Consider the following 25,834-nt stretch of genomic DNA (forward strand, 5'->3'; position numbering starts at 1 on the left):
TGGGACTCATGCCCGCAGAGGCTCCAAGTCAAGTTGCTTCACGATGCATCAAGTCTTACGACTTTTTAGCTGTAAACAATCGTTTATTCCAGTATTTATTTGATTCGACATAACTGATGAGTACGGCGCCAATCAACCTAAAAGCGGATTGGGTATTCGGGAAGATCCGGATAACTCTTTCACGCCTGCGGATCTCTTCATTCAGCCTTTCTACACCATTAGTGCTTCGTATCGACTTGCGATGGGCGATAGGAAAATTCATGTATTGGATTGAGTCTTCAAATCCCTCGTCAAGTATTTTTAATGCTTTTTGGTACTTGGGATTCTCTTCGTACTTTTCAAAGAACAGCTCTTTCAGACTTCGCACGGTGTCCATATCTTCTGCGGCAAATATGCTTTTTAGTAGACTGATTGCTTCCTGGTTGTCCTTTTTAGGGAAAGCTTCTACGATGTTGCGTTTGAAGTGGACATTGCATCGCTGCCAAGAGGTTCCTAAAAAATCCTCTTGAATGGCTTTTTTAAGACCTTCATGGGCATCGGAAACAACCAGTTTTGGTGATTGTAGACCTCTTGAAATAAGATGTTGGAAAAAGGAGGACCAACTCTTATAACTTTCGTTATGATCTACTTTCAACCCTAAGATTTCCCGACGACCTTCCTTGTCCACTCCCAAAGCGATGTAGACGGCTTTAGAGACTACACGGTTGTGCTCCCTAACTTTAATGTACATTGCGTCCACAAATAAGTAAGGATAAAAGTTTGTATTCAAAGGACGATTTGCCCATTCATTGACAATGGGATCCAGTTTCGCTGTAAGGGAGGAAACGAATGATTTTGACACACTCTTACCGCAAAGCTGTTCAACAATCTTGGTGACTTTTCGTGTTGACACCCCATTCACAACCATTTCAAGCATGGATAGAACAAGGGCTTGGTCACATCGCGCATATCTTTCAAAGACTGAGGGAGCGAAATCACCTTGGCGAGTACGGGGAACCTTCAAAGTAATCTTTCCGATACTCATGGTAAAATCACGCTCATAATATCCGTTTCGATAATCTACACGGTCGGCAGAACGCTCGTAGGACGCAGCGTTCAAGTACTCATCCCGTTCCATTTCCATGTATTCGTTCAGGACTAAAACGATTGTGGATTTGACGACAGCATCAATGTTTGAATTCATCACAGAGTCTTTTAAAACATCCATATCTAGGTTAAAATTAAGTTGGGCCATTTTCCATTCCTCCAAATGTTTATCGTGGTTGAAAACATTTTATCACAAGGGATGGAAAAGGCCTTTTCCTATTTACACAATTATATGGACTTAATCTCAAGAACCGCAATCCGCGCTCAAGAACCGCAATCCGCGCTCAAGAATCGCGCTCCGCGCTCAAGAATCCCGATCCGAGCTCAAGAATCGCGATCCGCGCTCAAGAAACCCGATCCGCGCTCAAGAACCGCAATCCGCGCTCAAGAACCGCAATCCGCGCTCAAGAATCGCGATCCGCGCTCAAGAAACCCGATCCGCGCTCAAGAATCCCGATCCGCGCTCAAGAAAAGCGATTCGCGCTCAAGAACCTCCGTCCGCGCTCAAGAACCGCAATCCGCGCTCAAGAACCGCAATCCGTGCTCAAGAATCCCAATCTGCGCTCAAGAACCGCAATCCGCGCTCAAGAATCGTAATTCGTGCTCAAGAATCCCAATCTGCGCTCAAGAACCGCAATCCGCGCTCAAGAACCGCAATCCGCGCTCAAGAATGGCGATCCGCGCTCAAGAATCCCAATCCGCGCTCAAGAATCACGATCCGTGCTCAAGAATCGCAATCCGCGCTCAAGAACCGCGATCCGCGCTCAAGAATGGCGATCTGCGCTCAAGAATCGCAATCCGCGCTCAAGAATCTCGATCCGCGCTCAAGAATCTCGATCCGCGCTCAAGAATCGCAATCCGCGCTCAAGAACCGCGATCCGCGCTCAAGAACCGCAATCCGCGCTCAAGAATCCCGATCCGTGCTCAAGAATCTCGCTCCGCGCTCAAGAATCTCCATCCGTGTTCTGAAGCTGCCTAAGTTATTCATCATCATCCGAACTAAACATATACGTCCGATGATGGAATTTCATACTGAACACAAGTCCAATCGCGAGCATGTTACCCATCAACGAACTGCCTCCATAACTGATGAACGGCAACGGGATACCTGTAATCGGCAACAGTTGTGTCGTCATGCCGATATTTTCGAACACATGGAATGTAATCATTGCGATGATACCTGCACAAATGTACGTTGAGAATGGATCTTTCAATTCAAGAGTAATTTTTGTCATATGATAGATCAGGAAGAAGTAGAGGCAAATGACAAGACTTGCTCCGACGAATCCCCAATCTTCACCGATTACGCTGAAAATGAAATCGGTATGACTTTCTGCGACATACACTTCTCGTCCTTTGAATCCCTTGCCAAAAACTTCTCCCGAACCAATTGCATTCAAAGAAGTAATAAGGTGACGTCCTTCATTGGATGCGTAGGAGTATGGGTCAATCCACGAGTAAATCCGTTCGAAGTGATAAGGTTTGAATCCGAACTTCGCTAAAAATTCCTGGGCGTATAATGCCATCCAAAGAAGGGAAAGACCAATAGTGGCGACTCCGGCAAAAATCGGAAGAATGATCTTCCATGTAATGCCTGCAACGATGATCAATGCAACCGTGATTGCGATAAACACGAGTCCTGTACCTAAATCGGGTTGCAGCATGATGAAGAGGAACGGAATTGCAAAAACCACACCGATTTTGCCAAGTAACAGGAAATCTGATTGCAAAGTTTTTTCCAAATACCGCTCATGGTGCTTAGTAATCGTGCGGGCCATACCGATAATGAAGAATGTTTTCATGAATTCGGCAGGCTGTATGCTACCGATACCTGGAAGATGGAACCAGCTCTTCGCACCATTTCGACGGTGTACAAGCTCCAAGCTTTCAGGCAGGACATAGAGGATTGCCAAAAGGAGTATTCCGCCGCCATAGATAATCCAAGCTGCTTTCTTGTATTGTTCCGGTTCCAAATACATTGTCATCGCGATAATGATTGACCCGATGACATACCATTGAATTTGGGATGGGATAAAGTTTGTACTGTATTGTCCGGTTGTCTGTGCAGATGCGATGGCAATGATACTAATCGTGCCAAATAGAAGAAGAATGAATGCCAGTGGCCAATCGAAACGATCTACGGGTTTTTTATCTATTTTCACTAAGTTCACCTTATATTTAAATTTTTTGCTTGAAAACCAGAATTAAGTATAACGGAAAATTGCTCGTTTGTACGCATTATTTTATTGTAAAATGTTGACTCGGCAAACGCCCTTGCATACATATACACTAAAAGGATCTTTCAACATGAGGGTAACCTTCGTAAAGTGGAGAAACAGTCAAACGATACATTATGCAAATCCAAAAGAAGACATCTTTTCTGCATAACTATGAAATTTATATTTATAGTATAACTTATCATGCGGACTTAATCATGTTCTTCAAAGGACGCACGGTAGTGTAGTAAGTTCCAGCTGGAAAAAGGTCCTTATAGCTTATGCGATTTTTTCATCGGAATAATGTTTTCGTGGTAAACTATAATAACGAAATCTAACGGTTAGTGAGGGAGAACTATGAAAAAGAAATTGGGTATAGTGTACGGTGGGAAATCCGCGGAGCATGAAGTATCCCTATCTACTGCGAGAGCAGTGACAAATGCAATTGACTTTGAAAAATATGAAGTGATACCTGTTTATATAACATATGAAGGCGAATGGAGGAAAGGGGAGCCGCTTCTTGCACCCGTAAATTCCATTGACGAACTGCGTTTTAAAAGGGAAGTAGATAAGCCTGATTGCATTGATGATTTATTAAATGGAAATGAAAAGTTAGATGTCATCCTCCCGCTTTTACATGGTACAAATGGTGAGGATGGAACGGTTCAAGGTCTTTTTGAAGTGATGAACATTCCATACGCTGGGAATGGGGTGCTTGCATCTTCGGCCGGTATGGATAAGGTTGTCATGAAGCAGCTTTTCGCCCATGTCGGATTAAAGCAAGTTCCATATGTCCATTTTATCCGTTCGGAGTGGAAGAAAGACCAAGCGCGATGGATTGAAAAAATGGAAAGTGAATTGACATTCCCGATGTTTGTAAAACCTGCCAATTTAGGGTCGAGTGTCGGGATTAGTAAAGCCGTCGATCATGAAAGCCTAATTACAGCAGTTGATTTTGCTCTGAAGTTCGATCGAAAAATCATCGTAGAGCAAGGGGTTACTGCACGTGAAGTTGAAGTTGCCGTTCTTGGTAACGATGAACCGAAATGTTCGGTCCTTGGGGAGATTAAACCTGTTGCTGCGTTCTATGACTATGAGGCAAAGTACCAGGATGGTAATACGGAATTGCTAATCCCAGCGCCTGTTACGAATGCTGTCGAAACGACATTAAAGGAAATGGCGCTTCGTGCATTCAAAGTCCTTGATTGCTCAGGGCTTGTGCGCGCTGATTTTTTCGTAACGGATCAGGATGAAGTGCTTATTAATGAAGTGAATACAATGCCAGGCTTCACTCCGACAAGTATGTTCCCGTTATTATGGCAACACGCGGGCATCACCTATCCGGAATTGATAAATCAACTTATTGAGCTTGCATTAGAGCGTCACGAAGAAAAGAAACAGATACAATATACAATGGATTGAGTGTGATAGATTGTGAAAAGACAATTGACTGAACTTGCAGGATGGTTGAACGCCGACGGTCAGCATATGGAAAATACAATCGTTACAGGGGCTTCGATTGACACGCGGACATTGTCGAAAGGTGACTTATTCATCCCGTTCCGTGGCGAACAGGTGAATGGGCACCAATATGTCCAACAAGCATTCGAAAAAGGGGCGGCAGCATCGCTTTGGCTGAAGGATGAACCTGGAGCACCCGCAGATTTGCCGCTTATTTTTGTTGATGATTCAGAGCTTGCACTTCAGCAACTTGCGCGTGAATATCGTAATAATCTTACATGCAAATTTATCGGCGTCACTGGATCGAACGGTAAGACATCGACTAAAGATTTAATCACAAGTGTATTGTCACCACATTATAAAGTCCGTAAAACAGAAGGGAATTTTAATAATCAGCTTGGATTGCCCTTAACAATCTTGTCGCTTGAAGATGATACGGAAATCGCTGTCCTTGAAATGGGGATGAGCGGTTTCGGTGAGATTTCATTCCTCTCAGAATTGGCAAAGCCGCATTTCGCGGTCATTTCAAATATCGGTGAAGCACATATGCAGGACCTTGGATCTCGCGAAGGGATTGCAAAGGCTAAATTTGAAATCATCGATGGTTTGCAGGATGACGGAAAGCTGTTCTATGACGGTGATGAACCGTTATTAAGGAATCTTGTTAAATCACATCCAGCCATCCAAACAGTCTCCTTCGGTTACTCAGAATCTGCAAATCTAAAACTTGTGAAGATGGAATCAGGGGATGGAGGAAGTAATTTTAATGTTACCGGTATAGTGGAAGGTGACTTTACGATTCCTGTTTTCGGTGCCCATCAAGTGAAAAACTCACTTGCTGCAATATTAATTGCCAATGAATTGGGGATGAGCCAAGAGCAGATTGCTTCTGCACTTTTAAATGCGAATCTAACGGATATGAGGATGCAACCTGTCATAGTAAAAAGCGGGGCGTTATTTATCAATGATGCTTACAATGCGGCACCTACATCCATGCAAGCCGCACTTTCATTCTTGGGAGAGACTGGACTCCGAAAAGAAAAATGGGCTGTATTAGGCGATATGTTAGAACTTGGTGATAATGAACGGACTTACCATGAATCGATTGCCCACCAGCTTAACAAAATACAATTGAAGGGGATCCTTTTATATGGACCGCGAATGAAATGGCTTTATGATGAGCTAATGAAAACTGGGGACGATTCAAAAATCATTTGGTCGGAAGACAATTACGAACCACTTATTAGAGAGCTTGTAGCTAATAGCGACAAAGACTCCATCGTTTTACTAAAAGGGTCAAGAGGTATGGCCCTTGAAAAAATACTGAACGGCGTAATGGAAGCGTGAAAACGGGCGTTTTGTTTCTTCACGGGTTTACCGGCGGTCCATTTGAAGTCCGTCCTCTCATCGACTATTTGAAAGAGGAGACGGACTGGATCTTTAGGACACCAATCCTGCCTGGGCATGATTTCCCGATGGATTTGGGCAAAGCATCTGCAGAAGCTTGGATGATGGAGGCTGAGCTGAGCCTGAATCGATTGAGGAAAGAGGTTGACCGGGTAATCGTAGTCGGATTTTCAATGGGCGGGATCATTGCCTTATATTTAAGCTTGCGCTATCCGATTGATAAGCTAGTATTACTAAGTGCCGCGGCCAAGTACATTAGTCCAAAAATACTTCTTGAGGACATGGCGATTATGCTGTCGGAATCAGTGACGAAAAACTATCCACCGAATACGTTTTATCATTTGTATGAGTATAAATTACGAAACACCCCTATACACTCGATGAAAGAGTTTTTACGCGTCGTTAAAATGGTGGAGCCGTATTACGGTAACATCACTACACCCGTTTGTGTAGTTCAAGGGAAAAAGGATGGCATCGTTCCATTTTCGACTGCAGAACATTTGCTGCATTCCCTTGGCTCCATGCAGAAGCAATTGATTGTTTCGGAAAAGGGGAAGCATCATATTTGTTATAGCGATGACCACCATGAATGGTTTCCGCAAGTTTATGAATTTATGCGAAAAAAACAAGGCGAATTCTGATTATTACTTTATAATGCAGATTGATTGCGGTTAGTTCCAGACCGTGATAAACTACTATGAGTATTGGATACATTTACACGAGACTCTTCCGGTGGCGAAGAGTACTTTTTTTTGAATAAAACGGTTTATAGTCACTTTCCCGTTTTTAAATAAACCGTCGGCAAAGACCAGCTTTCCTTTCACTATTGCCTCTGAAATCCAAGAAGTTCAAGCCCCTTTGAACTTCGCCCACTACAGAGAATCAAAAAATATCGGAAACGTTCCCATATAAGTTTAAGGCTCGAATTTGCCGTGCTTTCATTTGCAAATGTAACCAATTGCTAAATGAAGAAATCAAAGGAGATTGAGAAGTTTGACGAAATTTTCAGAACTTAATATCAGCGAATCCACACAAAATGCATTGCTGCGCATGGGATTTGAAGAAGCAACACCGATTCAAGAAGGCACGATCACATACGGCATGGAAGGCCGTGATGTAATCGGTCAAGCGCAGACAGGTACAGGTAAAACAGCTGCATTCGGGATTCCGATCATCGAAAAAATCGATGTGAACAACCCATCAGTGCAAGCCCTTGTTATCGCACCGACACGTGAATTGGCAATCCAAGTATCCGAAGAAATCTATAAAATCGGTTACGGAAAGCGCGTGCGTGTATTGACTGTGTACGGCGGCCAAGAAATCGGACGACAAATTCGAGCTTTACGCAACAACCCACAAATTGTTGTCGGAACTCCGGGAAGAATTCTTGACCATATCAACCGTAGAACATTGAAATTAAACAATGTACAGACGCTTGTTCTTGACGAAGCAGATGAAATGTTGAACATGGGCTTCATCGAAGACATCAACACAATTTTGGCGGCTGTACCAGCAGAACGCCAAACACTTCTGTTTTCTGCAACAATGCCTCCTGCAATCCGTAAGATTGCGGAAACATTCATGAAAGAGCCGGAAATTGTGAAGATTAAATCGAAGGAAATGACAGTCGAAAACATCGACCAGTTCTTCGTAAAAGCGCAAGAAAGAGAAAAGTTTGATGTCCTTTCACGTTTATTGAACGTTCACCAACCTGAACTTGCAATCATCTTCGGACGTACGAAGCGCCGCGTTGATGAGCTTTCTCACGCATTAAGCATCCGCGGATACCTTGCTGAAGGAATTCACGGTGACTTGACGCAAGCGAAGCGTATGTCAGTTCTTCGCCAATTCAAGGAAAATAAAATTGATATCCTTGTTGCAACAGACGTTGCAGCACGTGGATTGGATATTTCAGGTGTATCGCATGTTTACAACTTCGATATTCCACAAGACCCTGAAAGCTATGTACACCGTATCGGACGTACTGGACGTGCAGGGAAAAGCGGTGTCGCAGTTACATTCGTAACTCCACGTGAAATGGGCTATCTCCGTGTAGTTGAAGAAACAACTAAGAAGAGGATGACTCCGTTACAACCACCGACAGAGGACGAAGCATTGACTGGCCAACAACGCCTTGCAATGGAACAGTTGGAAGAAATCATTGCTAAAAACGAGTTGAACGATTATTTACCTCTTGCATCTGAACTTCTTGAGAAGCATGATGTGAAGACAATCGTTGCAGCTGCAATTAGATCGTTAACAAAAGAACCTGATGACACACCGGTGAAAATCACGGAAGAGCGTCCATTGCCTTCTCGCAAAACGCAATCCCGTGACCGTGGCGGCTACAAAGGCAGCCGTGGCGGCGGACGTTCATTCGGGGGCGGACGTGGATATGGTGGCGGAGGCGGATCTCGCCGTAGTAGCCGTGATCGCGATGGCCGTAGAGATCGTTCAAGAGGCAAATCAGAAAGATAATTAAACACAACCTCCGTTGATGAGAACTCATCTTCGGAGGTTATTTCTTTAATTGAAACATTTTCGTAGGATGAACGTATAAAATATGAAGATAGAAAGAGGTGGTTGGGGAATGAGATTACAACCTGCAAATCGAATCTCTAAAAAAGGTTTGAAAGTGTGGAGATTGTATGGATTGATTCAAACGATTATCCTTGCGCTGTTAGCAATTGGCGGTGGAGTGCTTACCTATTTTTTAGAAGGGCCTTGGTGGATTTACGCTGTTGAAATCGTTCTTCTCTTGATCATCGGGTATTTACTGATTATTTTATTCCCGAAAGTCCGATGGATGCGGTGGCGTTATGAGGTAAGGGATTCTGAAATCGAATTGCAACACGGGATATTCATCGTAAAAAGAACGTTAATCCCGATGGTGCGAGTCCAGCATGTCGATACATCACAAGGACCGATTCTAAGGAAATATGGGCTTGCGGAAATCTCAATTTCCACAGCCGCTACAGTTCATACAATCCCTGCATTGATAATGGCGGAAGCGGATGAACTACGTGGCAGGATTTCGGTGCTTGCAAGGGTGGCGGAAGATGATGTCTGAACAACAACGTTATAAATTACACTGGATAACTGCTATCATCGAAATGTTAAAAACGATGAAAGAGGCAATACTTCCGCTTGTTGTCCTTGTATTTGCAAATGGCTGGAAAAGCGGCGGTACGGGGCCATGGTATTTAGAGTATTTATCATTTATCATCTTCGGAGTATTAATTGTCAGTTTATTCGTAAGTGGAATCATCCAATGGAAACGGTTTGAGTATTGGTTTGAAGATGACGAGCTTCGTATTGAATCTGGCTTATTCGTCAAAAAGAAACGCTATATTCCTTTTGATAGAATTCAAAGCCTTGACTATACAGAAGGAATTTTCCATAGACCTTTCGGGCTTGTCAAAGTGAAGGTGGAAACAGCAGGTGGCTCCTCGATGAAAAAGGCGGAAGGTGAATTGACCGCCATAACTAAGGCAGCCGCTGATCGGATAAAAATCGAGCTTGAAGAGGCGAAAAGACGGAAAAAGGTAAAACCTATTGTTGAAGGGGAAGATAATCTTCTTGCCGATGAAAGTTGGGAAAGTCCTGTTGAAGAGACGGTTTCAGTGCGGAAAATCTTTTCGATGTCGACAAAAGACTTATTGGTCCTCGCAACGACATCGGGTGGTATTGGGGTCATTTTATCCGGGGTTGGTATCTTTATGTCGCAGTTCGCGGACCTAATCCCATTTGAATGGATGTATGAGGAGATTTCAGCATTTATCAAATTTGGTGTTTTAATCGTCGCGATTGCTGTGTTTCTTGGACTGTTGGGTATTTGGATTTTATCTGTCGGGATGACATTCCTATCCCATTATAAGTTCACAGTTTCCTTGGAAGAGGAAGATATTATCATTACAAGAGGGTTACTTGAGAAGAAAAGAGTGACCGTCCCGTTGAAACGGATCCAGAGCGTAGTTTTAGTCGAAAATCCATTCCGGAAAGTTTTCGGCTATGCCTCAGTGAAAATCCATAGTGCGGGTGGGGGAGTTGGAGAAAGCTCAAGGATTAACCTATTTCCACTTGTCAAAAGAAGAGAAGTGGAAACGTATTTAAGCCAAATCTTCCCTGAATTACACCTAAAAGAACCTGCAAAAAAGCTGACAGCAAAAGGACGTCCCTATTATTACCGAATTGATTTCCTATGGATGTTGCCGGTTATCGGGGCATTGATTTATTTCTTTTTCCCTTATGGACTGTTTTCACTCGCTATTATCCCTGTCATCATAGCGTACGGCCTCTGGCAACATCGTTCCGCAGCTTTTGAAATTTTCGACAATCAACTCATCATGCGTTTCAGGGCGTTTAGCCTTCAGACTGCCTACACGATGAAAAAAAGAGTCCAATCAATGGAGATGAAACAAAGCTATTTCCATCGACGCAAAGGAGTCGCTACCATCTTAGCCAACGTAAAATCCGGCATGGGCAGATACCAAGCCACCGTCCAACACATGGACGTAGAAGACGCCGAAATGATCCTGAACTGGTATGAAAAGGGCAAGAATACATCTGAAGCAATAGTGGATAAAGAAACTAATCAAAACTAAAAACAGGTGAAGGCAGAGCCCTTCACCTGTTTGTCTTTTGAATTTAAAAAAACCTATAAAAAGTAATTAGCAATCTCGTTGATTGAAGCGAAGGGCGGCGACTCCAGCGGGAATAGCATGAGCTGAAGACCCCGCAACGAAGCGTAGCGTAGTGAGGAGGCTGAAGCCATGCCCGCGGAAAGCGTCCGCCCGGAGTGGAAATCAACAGTGTCTATGATTATCGCCAACTAATAATCCTTTTCGGATGAAAATAACTCAACCCGATAATAAACCCAACAATCAAACCCGCAATATGCCCAATAACATTGACACCGGGCTGAAGAAACGTCATGATAACGCTAATAATAATAATCGGTAAAATAATCTGGCGCAACTGAGGAAACGCCTTCTTCGTATAATACACAAGCGCTCCAAACGCACCGAAAATACCAAAAATCGCACCGCTCGCCCCTACATGCGAAAAATCCCATCCACCAAGAAAGAACGAGGCGATATTTGCAAAAAGCCCAGCTAAAAGATAAATCGTCAAAAATCTCGCCTTCCCTGCAACCCGTTCAAGCTCAGGACCAAAGATGAACAACGAAAACATATTGAAAAGAAGATGCATAAGACCCAGATGTAAAAACATCGGCGTGATCAATCGCCACCATTCACCATCCGAAATCAAATAATTGATCCCTACTCCTGAATAATACAACTCCCGACTCGCCTGAATCGGCAAACCTGTTACGATATAAACAATAATGTTTATCGCTAACAATGCGGTTACAAATGGATATAAACGAATATATTGGGAGAAACTCTCTGTTCTAATAAACATTTTTTCACCTTACCTTTGGTTTCATTATACATAGTTTACAATCGGATAAGAAGTCTGAAGTACCAATAATGGACATTAAAAGGAGATGTAAAGATGATAGAAGGAATCGGTTTAGATATCGTTGAATTGGATCGAATCGCCCGTTTAAATGCGACATCGGATAAATTCCGCTTACGAATTCTATCCAGTCGAGAACAAGAAGTGTATGAGGCATTGCCAACGTCGTCCAGTCGCCGGACTGAATTCTTGGCAGGGAGATTTGCAGCAAAGGAAGCATTCGCCAAGGCAAAAGGAACCGGGATTGGGAAGGATTGCCGATTTGAACAAATTGAAATTTTACCTGCTTCTTCCGGAAAACCTGTTTTACACTTCAAAGATGTTGAAGTAACGGGATTCGTATCAATAACACATACGCAAACAGTAGCAGCTGCACAAGTAATTTTATTGAAAGACTAAATACAAATTGAACAAGCTCGCATAAATGACTGTCCACTCTCATAAGATGACCTACCCGATTGAAATGAGAAAGGATGAACTGAATGCGCAGCCGAATTTTTGTTTTAATGTTAGTTGCAGTCATGGCACTTCTTGCAGCATGTGGATCACCATCGAAAGAAGACGTCATGAAGAAGGTAGGAAGTAAATGGAATGAGGCAAAAGGGTATGAGCTCGAAGCAACAATGGAAATCAAGACAGGATCGGAACCACGGGTGTATGATGTTGTAGTTTGGCATTCCAAGCCTGATTTTTACAAAGTCAATGTTACGCAAGCTGGTAGCACAGAATCACAAATGATTGTCAGGAATGAAGAAGGGGTATTCGTGATCACGCCATCCCTTGGAAAAACATATAAATTCCAAAGTGACTGGCCAACACAAAATAGCATGCCATATTTAATCGGCACATTATCCGATGACATGAAGGCGGATAAGAACGCCACAATGGAAGAAAAGGATAAGACGTATATATTCGAAACGGCTTCAAGAAATAATCATAAGAAGGTTCTTCCGCTTCAACAGATTCACATTGATAAGAAAACATTGCTTCCTAAATTTGTATCTGTAATGGATGAAAACAAGGATGAAAAAATCCGCGTGACGTTTAAAAAGATCACACTTGGTGTTGAGCACAAAGCGTCAGACTATCATGTAGATATGGAAGAAATCAAGTCTGATAAAAAACCGCAATCGACTGAAAATGATAAAGCGGGCATGAAGTACTATCCAAACCTTGAATGGAATGGAACAGTTCTTGAAGAGGAAACGGTAGATGTTGAAAATGGTACGAGAACTTTTATGACATATGGCGGCGGGGATAAGGAATTCATTGTTGTCCAAGAGCCGGCTTCTCCTCCAAACGACCTTGTGCCAGTATCGGTTGAAGGGGATCCAGTGGACCTTGGGTTCGCAATTGCAGCATTAACGGAAAACTCGATCCGTTGGGAACAAGATGGAGTGGCGTTTTTCGTAGCATCCTCCACTTTATCAGCGGATGAACTCATTACTGTTGCTTCCTCTATGCGTCCTGAAAATAGCAAATAAGTTTAATTGACGGAGGTGACTCTTAGATTGATAATAGATAGAAACATTACCTATAATCGAGGGGTCACTATGGAAAATTACCGTCCAACAAAGGCAATCGTCGATTTACAGGCAATCCGGGATAATATTAAGAATCTTAGGCAGTATTTACCAAGCGGTACATCGGTCATAGCCGTCGTGAAAGCGGACGGCTACGGCCACGGTGTGCTTGAAGTAGCCCGTACAGCAATAGAGGCCGGATCTATAATGTTAGCGGTCGCTACGCTCGAAGAGGCTGTTCATCTGAGAGATTGCGGAATAACCTCAGATATACTTGTAATGGGGCCCTCGCCCGTAGAAGTAGCCGGAATAGCAGCTGCACTTGGAATTCATATTACGGTTTCAGATGCCGAATGGCTGCGTCAGGCTGTCCCGAAAATAGGTTCAGGATTTTCCTTAAAAGTCCATGTTAAAATTGACAGTGGAATGGGTAGAATTGGGCTTAGGGATGAAAAATCCCTTAACGAAATTATAAAAGTGGTACAGGGGACAACTGTGTTTTGTCTTGAGGGGGCTTTCACTCATTTTGCCTGTGCGGATGAAGAGGATCCTACCAAGACGGAAATACAATTCAAGCGGTTTATGGATTTGGTGGATGCATTCCCGGAGAGACCAAGACTTGTTCACGCATCAAATAGCGCAGCTGCCTTGTTATATCCGGAATATGGACTCGATGCTGTACGATTTGGCATTAGCATGTACGGCATTCCGCCATCTCGATATGTTGAAACAAAATTACCCTTTGAGTTGAAAAGGGCTTTCACTTTGCAAACAGAGCTTGCCTATGTGAAGTTGCTTGAAAAGGGTAGTGGTGTCGGATATGGAGGGACGTACGAAACGGAACAGAGCGAATGGATCGGAACCCTTCCAATCGGATATGCGGACGGGCTTAAACGTGGACTCCGAAATCAGGAAATTCTCATTGCCGGTGAAAGGATGCCGATTGTCGGTACCATTTGCATGGATCAGTGCATGGTGAAACTCCCCCGTGAACTACCAGTTGGGGAAAAAGTGACTTTAATCGGCCGAGAGGGAAATGAAGAAATAAAAATGGAAGAATGGGCGGATCGTCTTGAGACGATTCCCTACGAAATCGCAGTTACAATTGCAAGACGTGTTCCGAGAATATATTATTCCTCGCATGGATAAGATGATACTGTTCCGGCTTTCGACAAATGACCACATTATTTGAAGATTCTTGTCAGTAAAAAGCCTACTTTGTCTTCTCATTGTCGAATTTCAATGGTAAGATAGACTTGAATAGAATCGATCGAGGGAACGGGGTCTGTCGGAGGTGCTAGTAATGCGAGAAAAAAACGTTAAAATCATAAAAGTTCCAAAAAGGAATATAAATGAAAATGAACATACGGCCGTTCATCAAGAGCCGGAGCGTGGAGAATTCGTTTATGTTTCAACAAGGCGGTATGTGACTGATCGTGAGGCGGATACAATCCGGGAAGCGATGATGGTCGGCTACGTTGAAATGTCGCAAATCAACCTAAGAATCGCCAAAGAATGCTTGCATGCGGAACTCGAAGCCCAGCGTACGATGGAACGTCTCGTAAGCGGAGGATGAAAAGTTGGCAATAAAACGTGGAGACGTCTTTTTTGCAGACCTGTCACCTGTCGTAGGTTCCGAACAGGGAGGGACGAGACCGGTGCTTGTCATCCAGAATGACATTGGCAATCGGTTCAGTCCTACAGTGATTGTTGCAGCGATTACTGCGCAAATCCAGAAAGCAAAATTGCCGACACATGTTGAAATTAAAGCGGAACGTTATGGATTCGAGCGGGATTCTGTCATCCTGCTCGAACAAGTCCGCACAATCGACAAGTCAAGGCTTACGGATAAGATCACCCATTTGGACGAAATCGTGATGGAGCAGGTAGATGAAGCACTTGAAATAAGTTTTGGATTGGTCAAGTTTTAGAATACATATAAGAAAGCACTCCAGACCCTTGTTATCTGGAGTGTTTTTTATTTATCTCAAAGCGATGTTTACAGATTTTAGATGCCTCCAATGAAATGTAAATAGATGCCTATCGCCATATTTTTCTGTACAATAGGGAAAAGGGTTTTTTAATCAGTCTGGGAGGCTTGCAAAGATATGAACAAAATTACAATTGAAGGCATCCGTCAAAACATGGACGAAATAATTGAACGATGGATAAAAATGATGAAGGAAGAAAAGGGAGAACGATTTTTCCACTTCATGCCTGATCATCTTATCGAAAAGACAAGCAGAGAATTTGCAGAATTAATGACTTCTAATATCGGTGAAACAAACGCAGCAGATGCTGAAAAAATTAATGATTTTACAGAGAAGGTCGTACGATTCGGTTGGGCGATCAAGTTTGTGAACAAAGCAATTGATAACTTTTCGGATATCGTATTTGAATTGCTACAGGAAAAGGAAGTTATTAATGATGCTAACTTCAAGTCTTTCAATCAACTATTTAAAAATTGGATTAACCCATTAAGAGAAAGCATTATAGATGCATATTCCGCAGAATGGGAGAGAACAGTTAGCTTACAGAAGATAGCGTTGCAGGAACTCTCGGCTTCTTTAATACCGGTATTTGATAAAATTTCAGTTATGCCACTTGTCGGTACGATTGATACTGAACGAGCAAAACTAATAATGGAAAACCTACTTGAAGGTGTCGTCGACCAACGGGCAGAGGTAGTACTGCTTGATATTACTGGAGTTCCAGTCGTTGATACGATGGTAGCACATCATATCATTCAAGCGGCGGATGCAGTTCGTTTAGTTGGAGCAAAATGTATGCTTGTTGGAATTCGGCCTGAAATCGCGCAGACAATCGTAGCACTGGGTATCAACCTACATGAATTTACGACGAAAAGCACCTTGCAAAAGGGAATGCAAGCAGCGTTAGCTCTGACAAATCGGAAAATCGTGGAGGTGGAAAACTAATGAAAACACGTATTCCAATTTTGAAATTAAATGATGTTCTAATTGTATCAATTCAATGGGAATTGGACGATCAGACGGCAATTCAATTTCAAGAGGATTTATTGAATAAAATGCATGAAACCGCCGCCCTCGGGGTAGTGATCGATTTGACTCCAATAGATTTCATTGATTCCTTTATTGCAAAAGTATTGGGGGATGTTATCAATATGACAGGCTTAATGGGCGCGAAGGTCGTTATTACAGGAATTCAACCCGCAGTTGCCATTACATTGATAGAATTAGGGATTCGGTTAAATAATGTAATGACTGCATTGGACTTGGAAAACGGGTTGGATAAATTGAATAAAGAATTGGAGGCCTGAAAATGAATAGGTCTTCTGTAGAAATAATCACGGAATGGGATATTGTTGCTGCGAGACAGTTGGGGCGTAACGAAGCAAAGAAAGTGGGGTTTGGCACAGTTGACCAAGCCCGAATTACAACCGCAATTAGCGAATTGGCAAGGAACATTTATCTATATGCCGGAAAAGGAAAAATCGAGATCGAAAGGGTGACGGATGGCGGGGTATCTGGCATTAAAGTCGTCGCATCCGATGATGGTCCGGGTATTCCTGATCTGCGTAAAGTGATGGAGGATGGATTCTCGACATCGGGGGGGTTAGGTGCGGGGATGCCGGGAGTCAAAAGACTTATGGATGAATTTAAAGTCATTTCAGAACCTAAAATTGGTACTACAATAACGGCAACTAAATGGCTTCACTAAGGAGGTAATAGGGAATGCCGCAGGTAGTCGGAAGGCAATACAAGGAGATTTTGAAAAAGTATTTAGAAAGCCATAGTGAAGAGGATCTTTACGTAGGACAACAATTCAGCAGGCGTTTTATCGAAAAGGAGATAGCGCCTGAAGATGTCATCAGCATTCATAAATCAGCCTTACTTGAGCTTCACCCTGAATTGCAGGATGAAGTATGGGATTCCCTTGACTTTCTTATTGAAATGATGATCCATTATGGATTTACATTGCGTGAACATCAAAGTTTAATCCGTAAACAAGAAGTCATTCAAATGGAAATGAATGTTGCTACAAAAGTGCAAAATACGCTCTTGAAAACTGAATGCCCTATTGTCGAGGGATTAGATGTTGGTTGGATTTCCGAGCCAGCCAGAGAGATGAATGGGGACTATGTCCATTTCCTAAATCGTGAGCATGAATCGAGCGTAGCTGTTGCTGACGTGATGGGGAAGGGCATACCAGCCGCACTTTGCATGTCGATGATTAAATTCGGAATGGATGGCTTAATAGGCGAAAATTCAAGTCCTAAAAATGCCTTATCCATTATCAATCGCATTGTAGAAAAAAGCGTTGACGATTCAATGTTCATATCCATGTTCTATGGAAAATACAATTCAAAAAACCGAATTTTTTCTTATGCTTCCGCAGGTCATGAGCCAGCTTGGCATTTCAACAGCGAAACAGGTACTTTTTCGGAGTTGGCTGCGAAAGGTTTGCTATTGGGTGTCAAGGTGGATTCAGCTTATGAAGAACGATCGGTTTCCATGCAACAAGGTGATTTCATCGTGATGATGACGGATGGTGTAACAGAAACAAGAACTGAGGAAGGTTTCATCGAGTTGAAAACAATCCAAAATCTCCTTGTAGAAGTGAAAGATAAACCTGCAAAGGAAATTGCTGAACATGTATTCAAAAGCCTAACAGAAATTCAAAACTATAAACTGAGTGACGACTTCACTATTGTTATCTTCAAAAAGAGCTAAAGTAGGTTTAGTTCTTGAAAATGGGGGTATTAAAGAAGTTAGTAATTTAATTACTATGAAATAAGAGAGTCGGGGTGTAGAAATGAATTTACAAGTTAATATTTTGGAAGACAACAGTGTTCAATATTTCAAGGTGGTCGGTGAAATAGACGCATTTACGGCACCTGTTCTAAAGGATAGACTTTCAGCCGTGCAAGAAGTGCAAGGACTTAAGGCAGAACTTGATTTATCGGAAGTAGAATATATGGATAGTACGGGTCTTGGTGTATTTGTTGGATTCTATAAGGCGGTTACGGCAAATGGCGGTCATGTGAAAATTACCGGTTTGAACAGGCGGTTAAACCGACTTTTTGAGATTACTGGATTGAACGAAATTATCGATATTGAGATGATGGAAAGTGAGGACAATGATGGCACAATATGATTATATAGAAATCAAAATTCCTGCCAAAGCCCAATATGTTGGCGTTGCACGGCTAATGATCTCTGGAATCGCAAGCCGTCTTGGATTTACATACGATGACATCGAAGATTTGAAGATTGCTTCCAGTGAAGCGATTACGAATGCAGTCCAACATGCTTATGGTGGTAGTGGAGACGGGGAAATTATTGTCGGGTGCGCAATGTATGAAGAACGGTTGGAAATCATGATAGCAGATCACGGTTCAAGTTTCGATTTTGAAGAAACCAAAAAACATATCGGGCCATACAACGCAGCTTCAGAAGAACGGTTCCAGCGTGAGGGGGGACTTGGACTTTATTTAATGGAGACGCTAATGGATGAAGTTAAAATTCATCATGAGGAGGGCGTGACGGTCTTTATGACTAAATATCTCGGCAGAGAGCGGGGCGAAGAAGATGTCAAACGATCAGCCAACTCATAAGCCAGATACGAAAGATAAAGTTTTAGAGTGGATCAGGCAATACCAGGAAACGAATGATGATGAAGCACAGACGAATCTTGTCCTTCATTATGAACGACTTGTCCATTCTATCGCACGAAAATATTCAAACGGGAAACCATATCACGAAGATATCGTGCAAGTCGGCATGCTTGGTCTATTAGGCGCAATAAGGAGATATGATCCTGAATTGGGTCGTAGTTTCGAAGCTTTTGCCGTACCGACAATCGTAGGGGAAATCAAACGTTTCTTGCGTGATAAGACATGGGCTGTCCACGTGCCAAGGCGTATAAAGGAACTTGGACCTAAAATCAAGGCCGCGGTTGAAACGTTAACAACTGAAATGCAACGTTCTCCACTTGTCAGTGAAATAGCGGAATACTTGGACACGGATGAGGAATTGGTACTTGAGGCGATGGAAATGGGTAGGAGCTATCAAGCGCTTTCGATGGATCATACACTTGAAGCTGATTCCGAAGGTGGCACGGTGACTTTGTTCGACATTATTGGCGAATCCGATGACGGTTATGAGAGAACGGACCATAGACTTGTTGTGGCAAATGCTCTAAGTGTACTGTCGGAACGTGAAAAGCAAATCATCCAATACACATACATCGAACAGTTAAGCCAAAAAGAGGCTGGAGAACGCCTTGGAATTTCTCAGATGCATGTTTCAAGATTGCAAAGAAAAGCAATCAAAAAATTGCAAGAGGCCATATTGGCTGCTGGTGGTGCTACGTAGTGAAGGAAATGAAAAACGAATACGTCGAGGCATACGTCTATAATGCCGCAAAACATGGGAATAATGAATCAGGGGATACGTATTTCATCCATTTGGAGGAAGACTACTTCATATGCGCAATCGCAGACGGGTTGGGCAATGGAGTGGTGGCCAGGCAATCTGCTGAGGTCATCCCAAAAATCCTTAAGCAATACCATCATGAGTCACTCGACGATCTCATGAATCGCTGTAATGCACTAATGCTACAAAAACGGGGTGCGGCGGTTGCGATTGTCAAGGTGAATTTTAGTGAAGGCACCATTGAGTACAACTGCATTGGCAACGTTCGCCTCTATATATTGCACGGCCGTGAGCAGATGATCTATCCGTTGCCTGTTAGTGGGTTTCTATCGGGAAAACCTCAAAAGATGAATAGCCAAAAATACAACTATAGCATCGGGGACCTCTTCTTCCTTCATTCTGATGGGGTGTTGTTGAAGAGTCCGAAAGCAACTATGAAAAGTAGTTCGAATGCTCTTGAACTGTATAACCTTGTCAAGAACACGGCCACTGCCGGGGATGACGCGACTTTTATAGCCTGTAGCCTGCTTCAATAAGGGCACAGGTTTTTCTTTTGTTCATTTTTCCGGTTCGATTGGAGTAGATAAGCTGTTAAATGGTAAACTGTAAACAATGAAAGAAAGGGTGGAAATGAATGACGAACACTATTATAGAAGCGACTGCAAAAAGAGTCAGTTTAAACGCTAAGCAAACAGCCAATGTCATCGCACTACTTGACGAGGGTAATACGGTCCCTTTCATTGCACGTTATCGGAAAGAAGCGACGGGCTCTCTCGATGAAGTGCAGATCAAAGCAATCGAGGATGCTTACAATTATGAAAAAGGTCTTGAGCAACGGAAAGCGGAAGTCATTCGTTTAATAGAAGAACAAGGGAAATTGAATGATGAACTAAGAAAAGAAATCGAAATGGCGACTGTGCTTCAGCGAGTGGAAGATTTGTATAGACCATACAAACAAAAGCGTCGGACAAGGGCGATGATTGCAATTGAAAGTGGACTTGAACCGCTTGCGGATAGCCTTATGGGATTTGGTCAGGAAAAACCTGAGAATCTTGCTGTGCCATTTGTGGATGAAGAGAAGAATGTTGCATCCGTCGAAGAGGCATTGGCGGGGGCTCGCGATATTATTGCAGAAAGAATTGCTGACGACGCAGCCCTTCGGGAAAGTGTACGGAAACTCACCTGGTCTGACGGACAAATTGTTTCGGCATTAAAAAAAGGAGCCGAGGACGAGCGTAGTGTCTATGAAATGTACTATGAATACGAGGAGCCGCTTAAGAAGGTTGTGCCGCACCGTGTACTTGCCTTAAATCGTGGTGAGAAGGAAGAAGTCTTACGGGTTGGTGTTTCTTTCCCAACAGAAAGGATCATAACAAACCTTGAACGAACGATGATCAAGAAACAACACTCACCATCTGCTGCCCAAGTAAGTGAAGCAGTTGAAGATGCGTTCAAGCGACTAATCGCTCCTTCGGTTGAGCGGGAAATTAGAACAGCTTTAACGGAAAAGGCGGAAGCCCAAGCAATCCATGTATTCTCGGAAAATCTGAAAAGCTTACTATTGCAACCCCCTTTAAAGGGTCGAATGGTTTTAGGGGTCGACCCAGCCTTTCGTACGGGATGCAAACTTGCCGTCATCGATGAAACAGGGAAAATGCTTGAGGTGTCAGTCATTTATCCCCATCAGCCAAAGCCTGATAAAGAGGGCTCCAAGAAAACGATCTTAGCGTTCCTAAAGAAATACAATATACCAATCATTGCAATTGGGAATGGTACAGCCTCAAGGGAAACCGAAAAGTTCATAGCTGAATGCATTAGGGAATACAGAGAGCCGGTTTCCTATGTCATTGTCAATGAAGCGGGGGCAAGTGTGTACTCTGCATCAGCCCAGGCTCGTGAGGAATTCCCGGATCTTCAGGTGGAGCAAAGAAGTGCTGTCTCAATCGCAAGAAGATTGCAAGATCCGCTATCCGAGCTTGTTAAAATCGACCCCGAATCAATTGGCGTAGGACAATACCAACATGATGTAGCGAGGAAAAAGCTTTCGGAATCCTTATCGTTTGTCGTTGAAACAGCTGTGAACCGAGTCGGTGTGAATGTGAATACAGCTTCTTCTTCATTATTGCAATACGTGGCGGGACTCTCCAAAACGGTTGCGGAAAATATCGTTAAAGCTCGTGAGGAAATAGGCCATTTTGAAAAACGAACTCAGCTTAAGAAAGTCCCACGACTTGGCACGAAGACATATGAACAGGCAATCGGTTTCCTGCGCATACCTGAAGCGAAGGATCGCTTCGACTCGACAGGTCTTCATCCAGAAAGCTATTCGGTAGCAGAACAAGTGATGACTGTAGCGGGTATAGATAAAAACATGATTGGAAAACAAGAGGCAGTAGATGCTCTTGCAAGTTTGGATGTAAAATCTTTGGCTGAAAAATTAGGTGTTGGTGAAGTCACATTGAATGATATTATTGACACATTGCAGCGTCCGAATAGGGATCCGCGGGACGAATATCCTCAACCGTTATTGAAAGCGGATGTCCTCGACATGAAAGACCTATATGAAGGACTTGAAATGCAAGGTACAGTCCGAAATGTTGTCGACTTCGGTGCGTTTGTTGATATCGGTGTACATGAGGATGGGCTTGTCCACATTTCGAAACTCAAAAAAGGATTTGTCAAGCATCCGTTAGACGTAGTCGCCTCAGGGGATATTGTAACTGTATGGGTGGAAAGTGTAGATAAAAGTAAAGGCAGAATCTCTTTGACGATGATCCCGCCAGCAGGGAAATGAATTGTCGGGGTGAACGGATAAATGAAACAACAAGAACTGCAAAAACTGGTCCAAGAACTATCAACTGAGTTTTTCGGCAAGCCATTCAATCACATCGCTTCCTTTAACCCAAGGCTTCGAACAACCGGTGGAAGATATAAATTGCAGGACGGTTCTATTGAAGTAAACCCAACTGTCCTTGAATTATATGACGTAGATGAATTGATAGGAATCATAAAACATGAACTTTGTCATTACCATCTCCATCAAGAAGGAAAAGGTTATCGCCATGGTGACATCGATTTTAAAGAGCTGTTAAAGAAAACTAACTCACCAAGATACTGCAAACCGCTGGTAACAGAAATTCGTAAGCCAAAAAAGATCCATCTATATAGATGTAAATCATGCGGACTGGAATATAAGCGGAAAAGAAGAATGGATGTAAGGAAATATAGATGTGGAAAATGCAATGGCAATATTATAAATATCCATTCCTAACAACCTTGCCAAGCCTGTAGTAACAAGGCTTGGCAAGGTTGTTTAATATTCTTTGAAAAAAACTTGCATAAAAGTGTTGACGAATTGGATATGGGTGTCTATAATAGGAAAAGTCGATAAGGCGCTGCGAACAAAACAGTTTCTAACTCCTTATCGAATTAACAAAAGCGGCCCCTTGGTCAAGCGGTTAAGACACCGCCCTTTCACGGCGGTAACACGGGTTCGAATCCCGTAGGGGTCACCAACTTTTTATGTATAACTTTCGTGTTTATGTTCATAGTAAAAAGGGTAATGTAATAAGCGCCTTGGTGAACTACATGGAAAACATTTTATCATTGGGGTATAGCCAAGCGGTAAGGCAACGGACTTTGACTCCGTCATTCGTTGGTTCGAATCCAGCTACCCCAGCCAATCTTTTTAAACGAGAAGCGTTTAAAAAGATTTGCGAGCAACACCGCAAGGTGTTAGGAGCAAAAAGGTCTTAATGCTAAATGCACTTCTGTTTTTAAAGACAGAGCAGGAAGGTTGAAGAACAAAAAGAGCGAATAGCTTTTCATCTTAGACCATCACAGCACGAGCCATTAGCTCAGTCGGTAGAGCATCTGACTTTTAATCAGAGGGTCGCAGGTTCGAATCCTGCATGGCTCACCATCTTAACTTTCAACTCAAAAAAGTTATTGACATAATAAATATTAGTTGTATAATAAACTATGTCGCAGAAAACGCGGTAGTGGCGGAATGGCAGACGCGCTAGGTTGAGGGCCTAGTGGGGGTTACCCCGTGGAGGTTCAAGTCCTCTTTACCGCACCAACTTCTATTTATACAATGAGCGCCCGTAGCTCAATTGGATAGAGCGTCTGACTACGGATCAGAAGGTTGTGGGTTCGACTCCTGCCGGGCGCGCCATACTATAATATAATACGCGGGTGTAGTTTAGTGGTAAAACCTCAGCCTTCCAAGCTGATGATGAGGGTTCGATTCCCTTCACCCGCTCCAATTAATTTAAAAATAACGCTTGACTCAATAGATGATAGATGTTATATTGGTAAAGTTCCTATTTAACGGAACGACTACTGAATGAACCTTGAAAACTGAACAGCAAAACGTCAACAAATAAAGTTCTGGAGCCGACCCCGTCGGTAAAAAGAACAAACGAATCTTAGGATTCAAAATTGACATCTTAAATGATGCCAGCAAGAAACTCGAGCTATTCGAATTTCTCTTTTATGGAGAGTTTGATCCTGGCTCAGGACGAACGCTGGCGGCGTGCCTAATACATGCAAGTCGAGCGGATTGAAGGGAGCTTGCTCCCTGATATTAGCGGCGGACGGGTGAGTAACACGTGGGCAACCTGCCCTGCAGATGGGGATAACTCCGGGAAACCGGGGCTAATACCGAATAATCGGTTCTTCCGCATGGAAGAACTCTGAAAGACGGTTTCGGCTGTCACTGCAGGATGGGCCCGCGGCGCATTAGCTAGTTGGTGGGGTAACGGCCTACCAAGGCGACGATGCGTAGCCGACCTGAGAGGGTGATCGGCCACACTGGGACTGAGACACGGCCCAGACTCCTACGGGAGGCAGCAGTAGGGAATCTTCCACAATGGACGAAAGTCTGATGGAGCAACGCCGCGTGAGCGAAGAAGGTTTTCGGATCGTAAAGCTCTGTTGCGAGGGAAGAACAAGTACGGGAGTAACTGCCCGTACCTTGACGGTACCTCGTTAGAAAGCCACGGCTAACTACGTGCCAGCAGCCGCGGTAATACGTAGGTGGCAAGCGTTGTCCGGAATTATTGGGCGTAAAGCGCGCGCAGACGGTCCTTTAAGTCTGATGTGAAAGCCCACGGCTCAACCGTGGAGGGTCATTGGAAACTGGAGGACTTGAGTACAGAAGAGGAAAGTGGAATTCCACGTGTAGCGGTGAAATGCGTAGAGATGTGGAGGAACACCAGTGGCGAAGGCGACTTTCTGGTCTGTAACTGACGTTGAGGCGCGAAAGCGTGGGGAGCAAACAGGATTAGATACCCTGGTAGTCCACGCCGTAAACGATGAGTGCTAAGTGTTAGGGGGTTTCCGCCCCTTAGTGCTGCAGCTAACGCATTAAGCACTCCGCCTGGGGAGTACGGCCGCAAGGCTGAAACTCAAAGGAATTGACGGGGACCCGCACAAGCGGTGGAGCATGTGGTTTAATTCGAAGCAACGCGAAGAACCTTACCAGGTCTTGACATCCCGCTGACCGGCATGGAGACATGTCTTTCCCTTCGGGGACAGCGGTGACAGGTGGTGCATGGTTGTCGTCAGCTCGTGTCGTGAGATGTTGGGTTAAGTCCCGCAACGAGCGCAACCCTTGATCTTAGTTGCCAGCATTCAGTTGGGCACTCTAAGGTGACTGCCGGTGACAAACCGGAGGAAGGTGGGGATGACGTCAAATCATCATGCCCCTTATGACCTGGGCTACACACGTGCTACAATGGACGATACAAAGGGCTGCGAACCCGCGAGGGGGAGCCAATCCCATAAAATCGTTCCCAGTTCGGATTGCAGGCTGCAACTCGCCTGCATGAAGCCGGAATCGCTAGTAATCGTGGATCAGCATGCCACGGTGAATACGTTCCCGGGTCTTGTACACACCGCCCGTCACACCACGAGAGTTTGTAACACCCGAAGTCGGTGGGGTAACCCTTACGGGAGCCAGCCGCCGAAGGTGGGACAGATGATTGGGGTGAAGTCGTAACAAGGTAGCCGTATCGGAAGGTGCGGCTGGATCACCTCCTTTCTAAGGATAATTACGGAATATGAACCTCCGGTTCATACGTTGACGTTTTGCGTTCAGTTTTGAAGGTTCATCTTCTATGATGATTCTTCGAAACTTGTTCTTTGAAAACTGGATAAAACGACATTGAAGCAACAAAACATCAAGTAATCAACCGAGTCGATCACTTTGTGATTGAACAATACTTTTTTAACGAGTTTG

Annotated in this window: 25 protein-coding genes, 6 tRNA genes and 1 rRNA gene; 29 read left to right on the top strand and 3 right to left on the bottom strand. The window is 43.6% G+C overall.

The annotated features are described in order from the left end of the window. Nucleotides 1–55: 55 nt before the first annotated feature. Nucleotides 56–1,234, bottom strand: a complete 1,179-nt coding sequence (locus NSQ43_RS04740) for an IS256 family transposase (protein WP_339250818.1) — start codon at nt 1,232–1,234, stop codon at nt 56–58. Between NSQ43_RS04740 and NSQ43_RS04745 the strand changes: the two genes are divergently transcribed. After that, on the top strand, nt 1,226–2,065 hold the full coding sequence (locus NSQ43_RS04745; RefSeq protein WP_339253463.1) for a hypothetical protein: 840 nt from the start codon (nt 1,226–1,228) through the stop codon (nt 2,063–2,065). The genes NSQ43_RS04740 and NSQ43_RS04745 overlap by 9 nt on opposite strands. A 1-nt stretch (nt 2,066) precedes the next feature. On the opposite strand, the gene NSQ43_RS04750 is transcribed toward NSQ43_RS04745, so the two are convergent. Beyond that, entirely contained in the window at nt 2,067–3,248 is a 1,182-nt protein-coding gene (locus NSQ43_RS04750) for an FtsW/RodA/SpoVE family cell cycle protein (protein WP_339253464.1), read from the bottom strand. 411 nt (nt 3,249–3,659) lie between these two features. Between NSQ43_RS04750 and NSQ43_RS04755 the strand changes: the two genes are divergently transcribed. The 6 genes from NSQ43_RS04755 (at nt 3,660) to NSQ43_RS04780 (ending at nt 10,774) form a co-directional block, all read left to right on the top strand. Continuing rightward, nucleotides 3,660–4,724 (top strand): D-alanine--D-alanine ligase, encoded by a 1,065-nt coding sequence (locus NSQ43_RS04755; RefSeq protein ID WP_339253467.1) that lies wholly within the window; start codon nt 3,660–3,662, stop codon nt 4,722–4,724. Nucleotides 4,725–4,736: 12 nt separating this feature from the next. Further along, nucleotides 4,737–6,110 carry a UDP-N-acetylmuramoyl-tripeptide--D-alanyl-D-alanine ligase gene (gene murF / locus NSQ43_RS04760; protein ID WP_339253468.1) on the top strand — a complete coding sequence of 458 codons (1,374 nt, stop codon included), beginning with the start codon at nt 4,737–4,739 and terminating at the stop codon, nt 6,108–6,110. Beyond that, nucleotides 6,107–6,811, top strand: a complete 705-nt coding sequence (locus NSQ43_RS04765; RefSeq protein ID WP_339253470.1) for an alpha/beta fold hydrolase — start codon at nt 6,107–6,109, stop codon at nt 6,809–6,811. The genes murF and NSQ43_RS04765 overlap by 4 nt, the downstream gene beginning before the upstream one ends. A 352-nt stretch (nt 6,812–7,163) precedes the next feature. Beyond that, nucleotides 7,164–8,648 carry a DEAD/DEAH box helicase gene (locus NSQ43_RS04770; RefSeq protein ID WP_339253472.1) on the top strand — a complete coding sequence of 495 codons (1,485 nt, stop codon included), beginning with the start codon at nt 7,164–7,166 and terminating at the stop codon, nt 8,646–8,648. A 112-nt stretch (nt 8,649–8,760) separates the two neighbouring features. Next, on the top strand, nt 8,761–9,240 hold the full coding sequence (locus NSQ43_RS04775) for a PH domain-containing protein (RefSeq protein ID WP_339253474.1): 480 nt from the start codon (nt 8,761–8,763) through the stop codon (nt 9,238–9,240). Then, nucleotides 9,233–10,774, top strand: a complete 1,542-nt coding sequence (locus tag NSQ43_RS04780; protein WP_339253477.1) for a PH domain-containing protein — start codon at nt 9,233–9,235, stop codon at nt 10,772–10,774. Before NSQ43_RS04775 ends, NSQ43_RS04780 begins: the two co-directional genes overlap by 8 nt. A gap of 217 nt (nt 10,775–10,991) precedes the next feature. On the opposite strand, the gene NSQ43_RS04785 is transcribed toward NSQ43_RS04780, so the two are convergent. After that, nucleotides 10,992–11,594 carry a rhomboid family intramembrane serine protease gene (locus NSQ43_RS04785; protein WP_339253480.1) on the bottom strand — a complete coding sequence of 201 codons (603 nt, stop codon included), beginning with the start codon at nt 11,592–11,594 and terminating at the stop codon, nt 10,992–10,994. A 93-nt stretch (nt 11,595–11,687) separates the two neighbouring features. Here NSQ43_RS04785 and acpS point away from each other — a divergent pair, with 93 nt between their 5' ends. The 22 genes from acpS (at nt 11,688) to NSQ43_RS04895 (ending at nt 25,636) form a co-directional block, all read left to right on the top strand. Beyond that, nucleotides 11,688–12,050 carry a holo-ACP synthase gene (gene acpS, locus NSQ43_RS04790; protein WP_339253483.1) on the top strand — a complete coding sequence of 121 codons (363 nt, stop codon included), beginning with the start codon at nt 11,688–11,690 and terminating at the stop codon, nt 12,048–12,050. Nucleotides 12,051–12,133: 83 nt separating this feature from the next. Next, complete coding sequence (locus NSQ43_RS04795) at nt 12,134–13,135, top strand: outer membrane lipoprotein carrier protein LolA (RefSeq protein ID WP_339253486.1); 1,002 nt, start codon at nt 12,134–12,136, stop codon at nt 13,133–13,135. A 69-nt stretch (nt 13,136–13,204) separates the two neighbouring features. Beyond that, nucleotides 13,205–14,323 (top strand): alanine racemase, encoded by a 1,119-nt coding sequence (gene alr, locus NSQ43_RS04800; RefSeq protein WP_339253489.1) that lies wholly within the window; start codon nt 13,205–13,207, stop codon nt 14,321–14,323. A gap of 154 nt (nt 14,324–14,477) precedes the next feature. Further along, the gene (locus NSQ43_RS04805; protein ID WP_339253493.1) at nt 14,478–14,750 is read left to right on the top strand and encodes a transcriptional regulator; all 273 of its coding nucleotides are present in this window, start codon (nt 14,478–14,480) and stop codon (nt 14,748–14,750) included. A gap of 4 nt (nt 14,751–14,754) precedes the next feature. Next, nucleotides 14,755–15,105, top strand: coding sequence for a type II toxin-antitoxin system PemK/MazF family toxin (locus tag NSQ43_RS04810; protein ID WP_283733828.1), 351 nt, complete (start codon nt 14,755–14,757; stop codon nt 15,103–15,105). Between the two features lie 177 nt (nt 15,106–15,282). After that, a complete protein-coding gene (locus tag NSQ43_RS04815; protein WP_339253495.1) occupies nt 15,283–16,110 on the top strand; it encodes an RsbT co-antagonist protein RsbRA in 828 nt (275 codons plus the stop codon). Further along, nucleotides 16,110–16,472 (top strand): STAS domain-containing protein, encoded by a 363-nt coding sequence (locus tag NSQ43_RS04820; protein WP_301241883.1) that lies wholly within the window; start codon nt 16,110–16,112, stop codon nt 16,470–16,472. Before NSQ43_RS04815 ends, NSQ43_RS04820 begins: the two co-directional genes overlap by 1 nt. A gap of 2 nt (nt 16,473–16,474) precedes the next feature. Continuing rightward, nucleotides 16,475–16,873 carry an anti-sigma regulatory factor gene (locus tag NSQ43_RS04825; protein WP_339253500.1) on the top strand — a complete coding sequence of 133 codons (399 nt, stop codon included), beginning with the start codon at nt 16,475–16,477 and terminating at the stop codon, nt 16,871–16,873. Nucleotides 16,874–16,887: 14 nt separating this feature from the next. After that, nucleotides 16,888–17,886: a PP2C family protein-serine/threonine phosphatase gene (locus tag NSQ43_RS04830; protein WP_339253503.1), complete on the top strand. Its 999-nt coding sequence runs from the start codon at nt 16,888–16,890 to the stop codon at nt 17,884–17,886. A gap of 82 nt (nt 17,887–17,968) precedes the next feature. After that, on the top strand, nt 17,969–18,310 hold the full coding sequence (locus NSQ43_RS04835) for an STAS domain-containing protein (RefSeq protein WP_339253506.1): 342 nt from the start codon (nt 17,969–17,971) through the stop codon (nt 18,308–18,310). After that, nucleotides 18,297–18,770, top strand: a complete 474-nt coding sequence (gene rsbW / locus NSQ43_RS04840) for an anti-sigma B factor RsbW (protein WP_339253511.1) — start codon at nt 18,297–18,299, stop codon at nt 18,768–18,770. Before NSQ43_RS04835 ends, rsbW begins: the two co-directional genes overlap by 14 nt. Then, nucleotides 18,745–19,530, top strand: a complete 786-nt coding sequence (gene sigB / locus NSQ43_RS04845; RefSeq protein ID WP_339253513.1) for an RNA polymerase sigma factor SigB — start codon at nt 18,745–18,747, stop codon at nt 19,528–19,530. The genes rsbW and sigB overlap by 26 nt, the downstream gene beginning before the upstream one ends. An 8-nt stretch (nt 19,531–19,538) precedes the next feature. Continuing rightward, nucleotides 19,539–20,126 carry a PP2C family serine/threonine-protein phosphatase gene (locus tag NSQ43_RS04850; protein ID WP_339254804.1) on the top strand — a complete coding sequence of 196 codons (588 nt, stop codon included), beginning with the start codon at nt 19,539–19,541 and terminating at the stop codon, nt 20,124–20,126. Between the two features lie 98 nt (nt 20,127–20,224). After that, nucleotides 20,225–22,384: a Tex family protein gene (locus tag NSQ43_RS04855; protein WP_339253515.1), complete on the top strand. Its 2,160-nt coding sequence runs from the start codon at nt 20,225–20,227 to the stop codon at nt 22,382–22,384. 21 nt (nt 22,385–22,405) lie between these two features. Then, a complete protein-coding gene (locus NSQ43_RS04860) occupies nt 22,406–22,861 on the top strand; it encodes a SprT family protein (RefSeq protein WP_339253517.1) in 456 nt (151 codons plus the stop codon). A 169-nt stretch (nt 22,862–23,030) separates the two neighbouring features. Further along, a tRNA-Glu gene (locus tag NSQ43_RS04865) sits at nt 23,031–23,105 on the top strand. Nucleotides 23,106–23,197: 92 nt separating this feature from the next. Next, a tRNA-Gln gene (locus NSQ43_RS04870) sits at nt 23,198–23,272 on the top strand. Between the two features lie 164 nt (nt 23,273–23,436). Continuing rightward, nucleotides 23,437–23,512 (top strand) — tRNA-Lys (locus tag NSQ43_RS04875). 73 nt (nt 23,513–23,585) lie between these two features. Then, nucleotides 23,586–23,671, top strand: a tRNA-Leu gene (locus NSQ43_RS04880). Between the two features lie 19 nt (nt 23,672–23,690). Beyond that, a tRNA-Arg gene (locus NSQ43_RS04885) sits at nt 23,691–23,767 on the top strand. Between the two features lie 16 nt (nt 23,768–23,783). Continuing rightward, nucleotides 23,784–23,857 (top strand) — tRNA-Gly (locus NSQ43_RS04890). A 227-nt stretch (nt 23,858–24,084) separates the two neighbouring features. Continuing rightward, nucleotides 24,085–25,636: ribosomal RNA gene (locus NSQ43_RS04895) — 16S ribosomal RNA — on the top strand. Nucleotides 25,637–25,834: the final 198 nt, after the last annotated feature.

This window comes from Sporosarcina sp. FSL W8-0480 (assembly GCF_037963765.1).
Classification (GTDB): Bacteria; Bacillota; Bacilli; order Bacillales_A; family Planococcaceae; genus Sporosarcina.

Bases quoted from the DNA above. Each gene is read 5' to 3' on its own strand.
- NSQ43_RS04805 (WP_339253493.1), top strand. From the start codon at position 14,478: ATGCGAGAAAAAAACGTTAAAATCATAAAAGTTCCAAAAAGGAATATA.
- NSQ43_RS04825 (WP_339253500.1), top strand. From the start codon at position 16,475: ATGAATAGGTCTTCTGTAGAAATAATCACGGAATGGGATATTGTTGCT.
- rsbW (WP_339253511.1), top strand. From the start codon at position 18,297: ATGGCACAATATGATTATATAGAAATCAAAATTCCTGCCAAAGCCCAA.
- alr (WP_339253489.1), top strand. From the start codon at position 13,205: ATGGAAAATTACCGTCCAACAAAGGCAATCGTCGATTTACAGGCAATC.
- NSQ43_RS04855 (WP_339253515.1), top strand. From the start codon at position 20,225: ATGACGAACACTATTATAGAAGCGACTGCAAAAAGAGTCAGTTTAAAC.
- NSQ43_RS04775 (WP_339253474.1), top strand. From the start codon at position 8,761: ATGAGATTACAACCTGCAAATCGAATCTCTAAAAAAGGTTTGAAAGTG.
- NSQ43_RS04815 (WP_339253495.1), top strand. From the start codon at position 15,283: ATGAACAAAATTACAATTGAAGGCATCCGTCAAAACATGGACGAAATA.
- NSQ43_RS04835 (WP_339253506.1), top strand. From the start codon at position 17,969: ATGAATTTACAAGTTAATATTTTGGAAGACAACAGTGTTCAATATTTC.
- acpS (WP_339253483.1), top strand. From the start codon at position 11,688: ATGATAGAAGGAATCGGTTTAGATATCGTTGAATTGGATCGAATCGCC.
- NSQ43_RS04780 (WP_339253477.1), top strand. From the start codon at position 9,233: ATGTCTGAACAACAACGTTATAAATTACACTGGATAACTGCTATCATC.
- NSQ43_RS04785 (WP_339253480.1), bottom strand. From the start codon at position 11,594: ATGTTTATTAGAACAGAGAGTTTCTCCCAATATATTCGTTTATATCCA.
- sigB (WP_339253513.1), top strand. From the start codon at position 18,745: ATGTCAAACGATCAGCCAACTCATAAGCCAGATACGAAAGATAAAGTT.
- NSQ43_RS04850 (WP_339254804.1), top strand. From the start codon at position 19,539: ATGAAAAACGAATACGTCGAGGCATACGTCTATAATGCCGCAAAACAT.
- NSQ43_RS04820 (WP_301241883.1), top strand. From the start codon at position 16,110: ATGAAAACACGTATTCCAATTTTGAAATTAAATGATGTTCTAATTGTA.
- NSQ43_RS04795 (WP_339253486.1), top strand. From the start codon at position 12,134: ATGCGCAGCCGAATTTTTGTTTTAATGTTAGTTGCAGTCATGGCACTT.
- NSQ43_RS04860 (WP_339253517.1), top strand. From the start codon at position 22,406: ATGAAACAACAAGAACTGCAAAAACTGGTCCAAGAACTATCAACTGAG.
- NSQ43_RS04830 (WP_339253503.1), top strand. From the start codon at position 16,888: ATGCCGCAGGTAGTCGGAAGGCAATACAAGGAGATTTTGAAAAAGTAT.
- NSQ43_RS04740 (WP_339250818.1), bottom strand. From the start codon at position 1,234: ATGGCCCAACTTAATTTTAACCTAGATATGGATGTTTTAAAAGACTCT.
- NSQ43_RS04755 (WP_339253467.1), top strand. From the start codon at position 3,660: ATGAAAAAGAAATTGGGTATAGTGTACGGTGGGAAATCCGCGGAGCAT.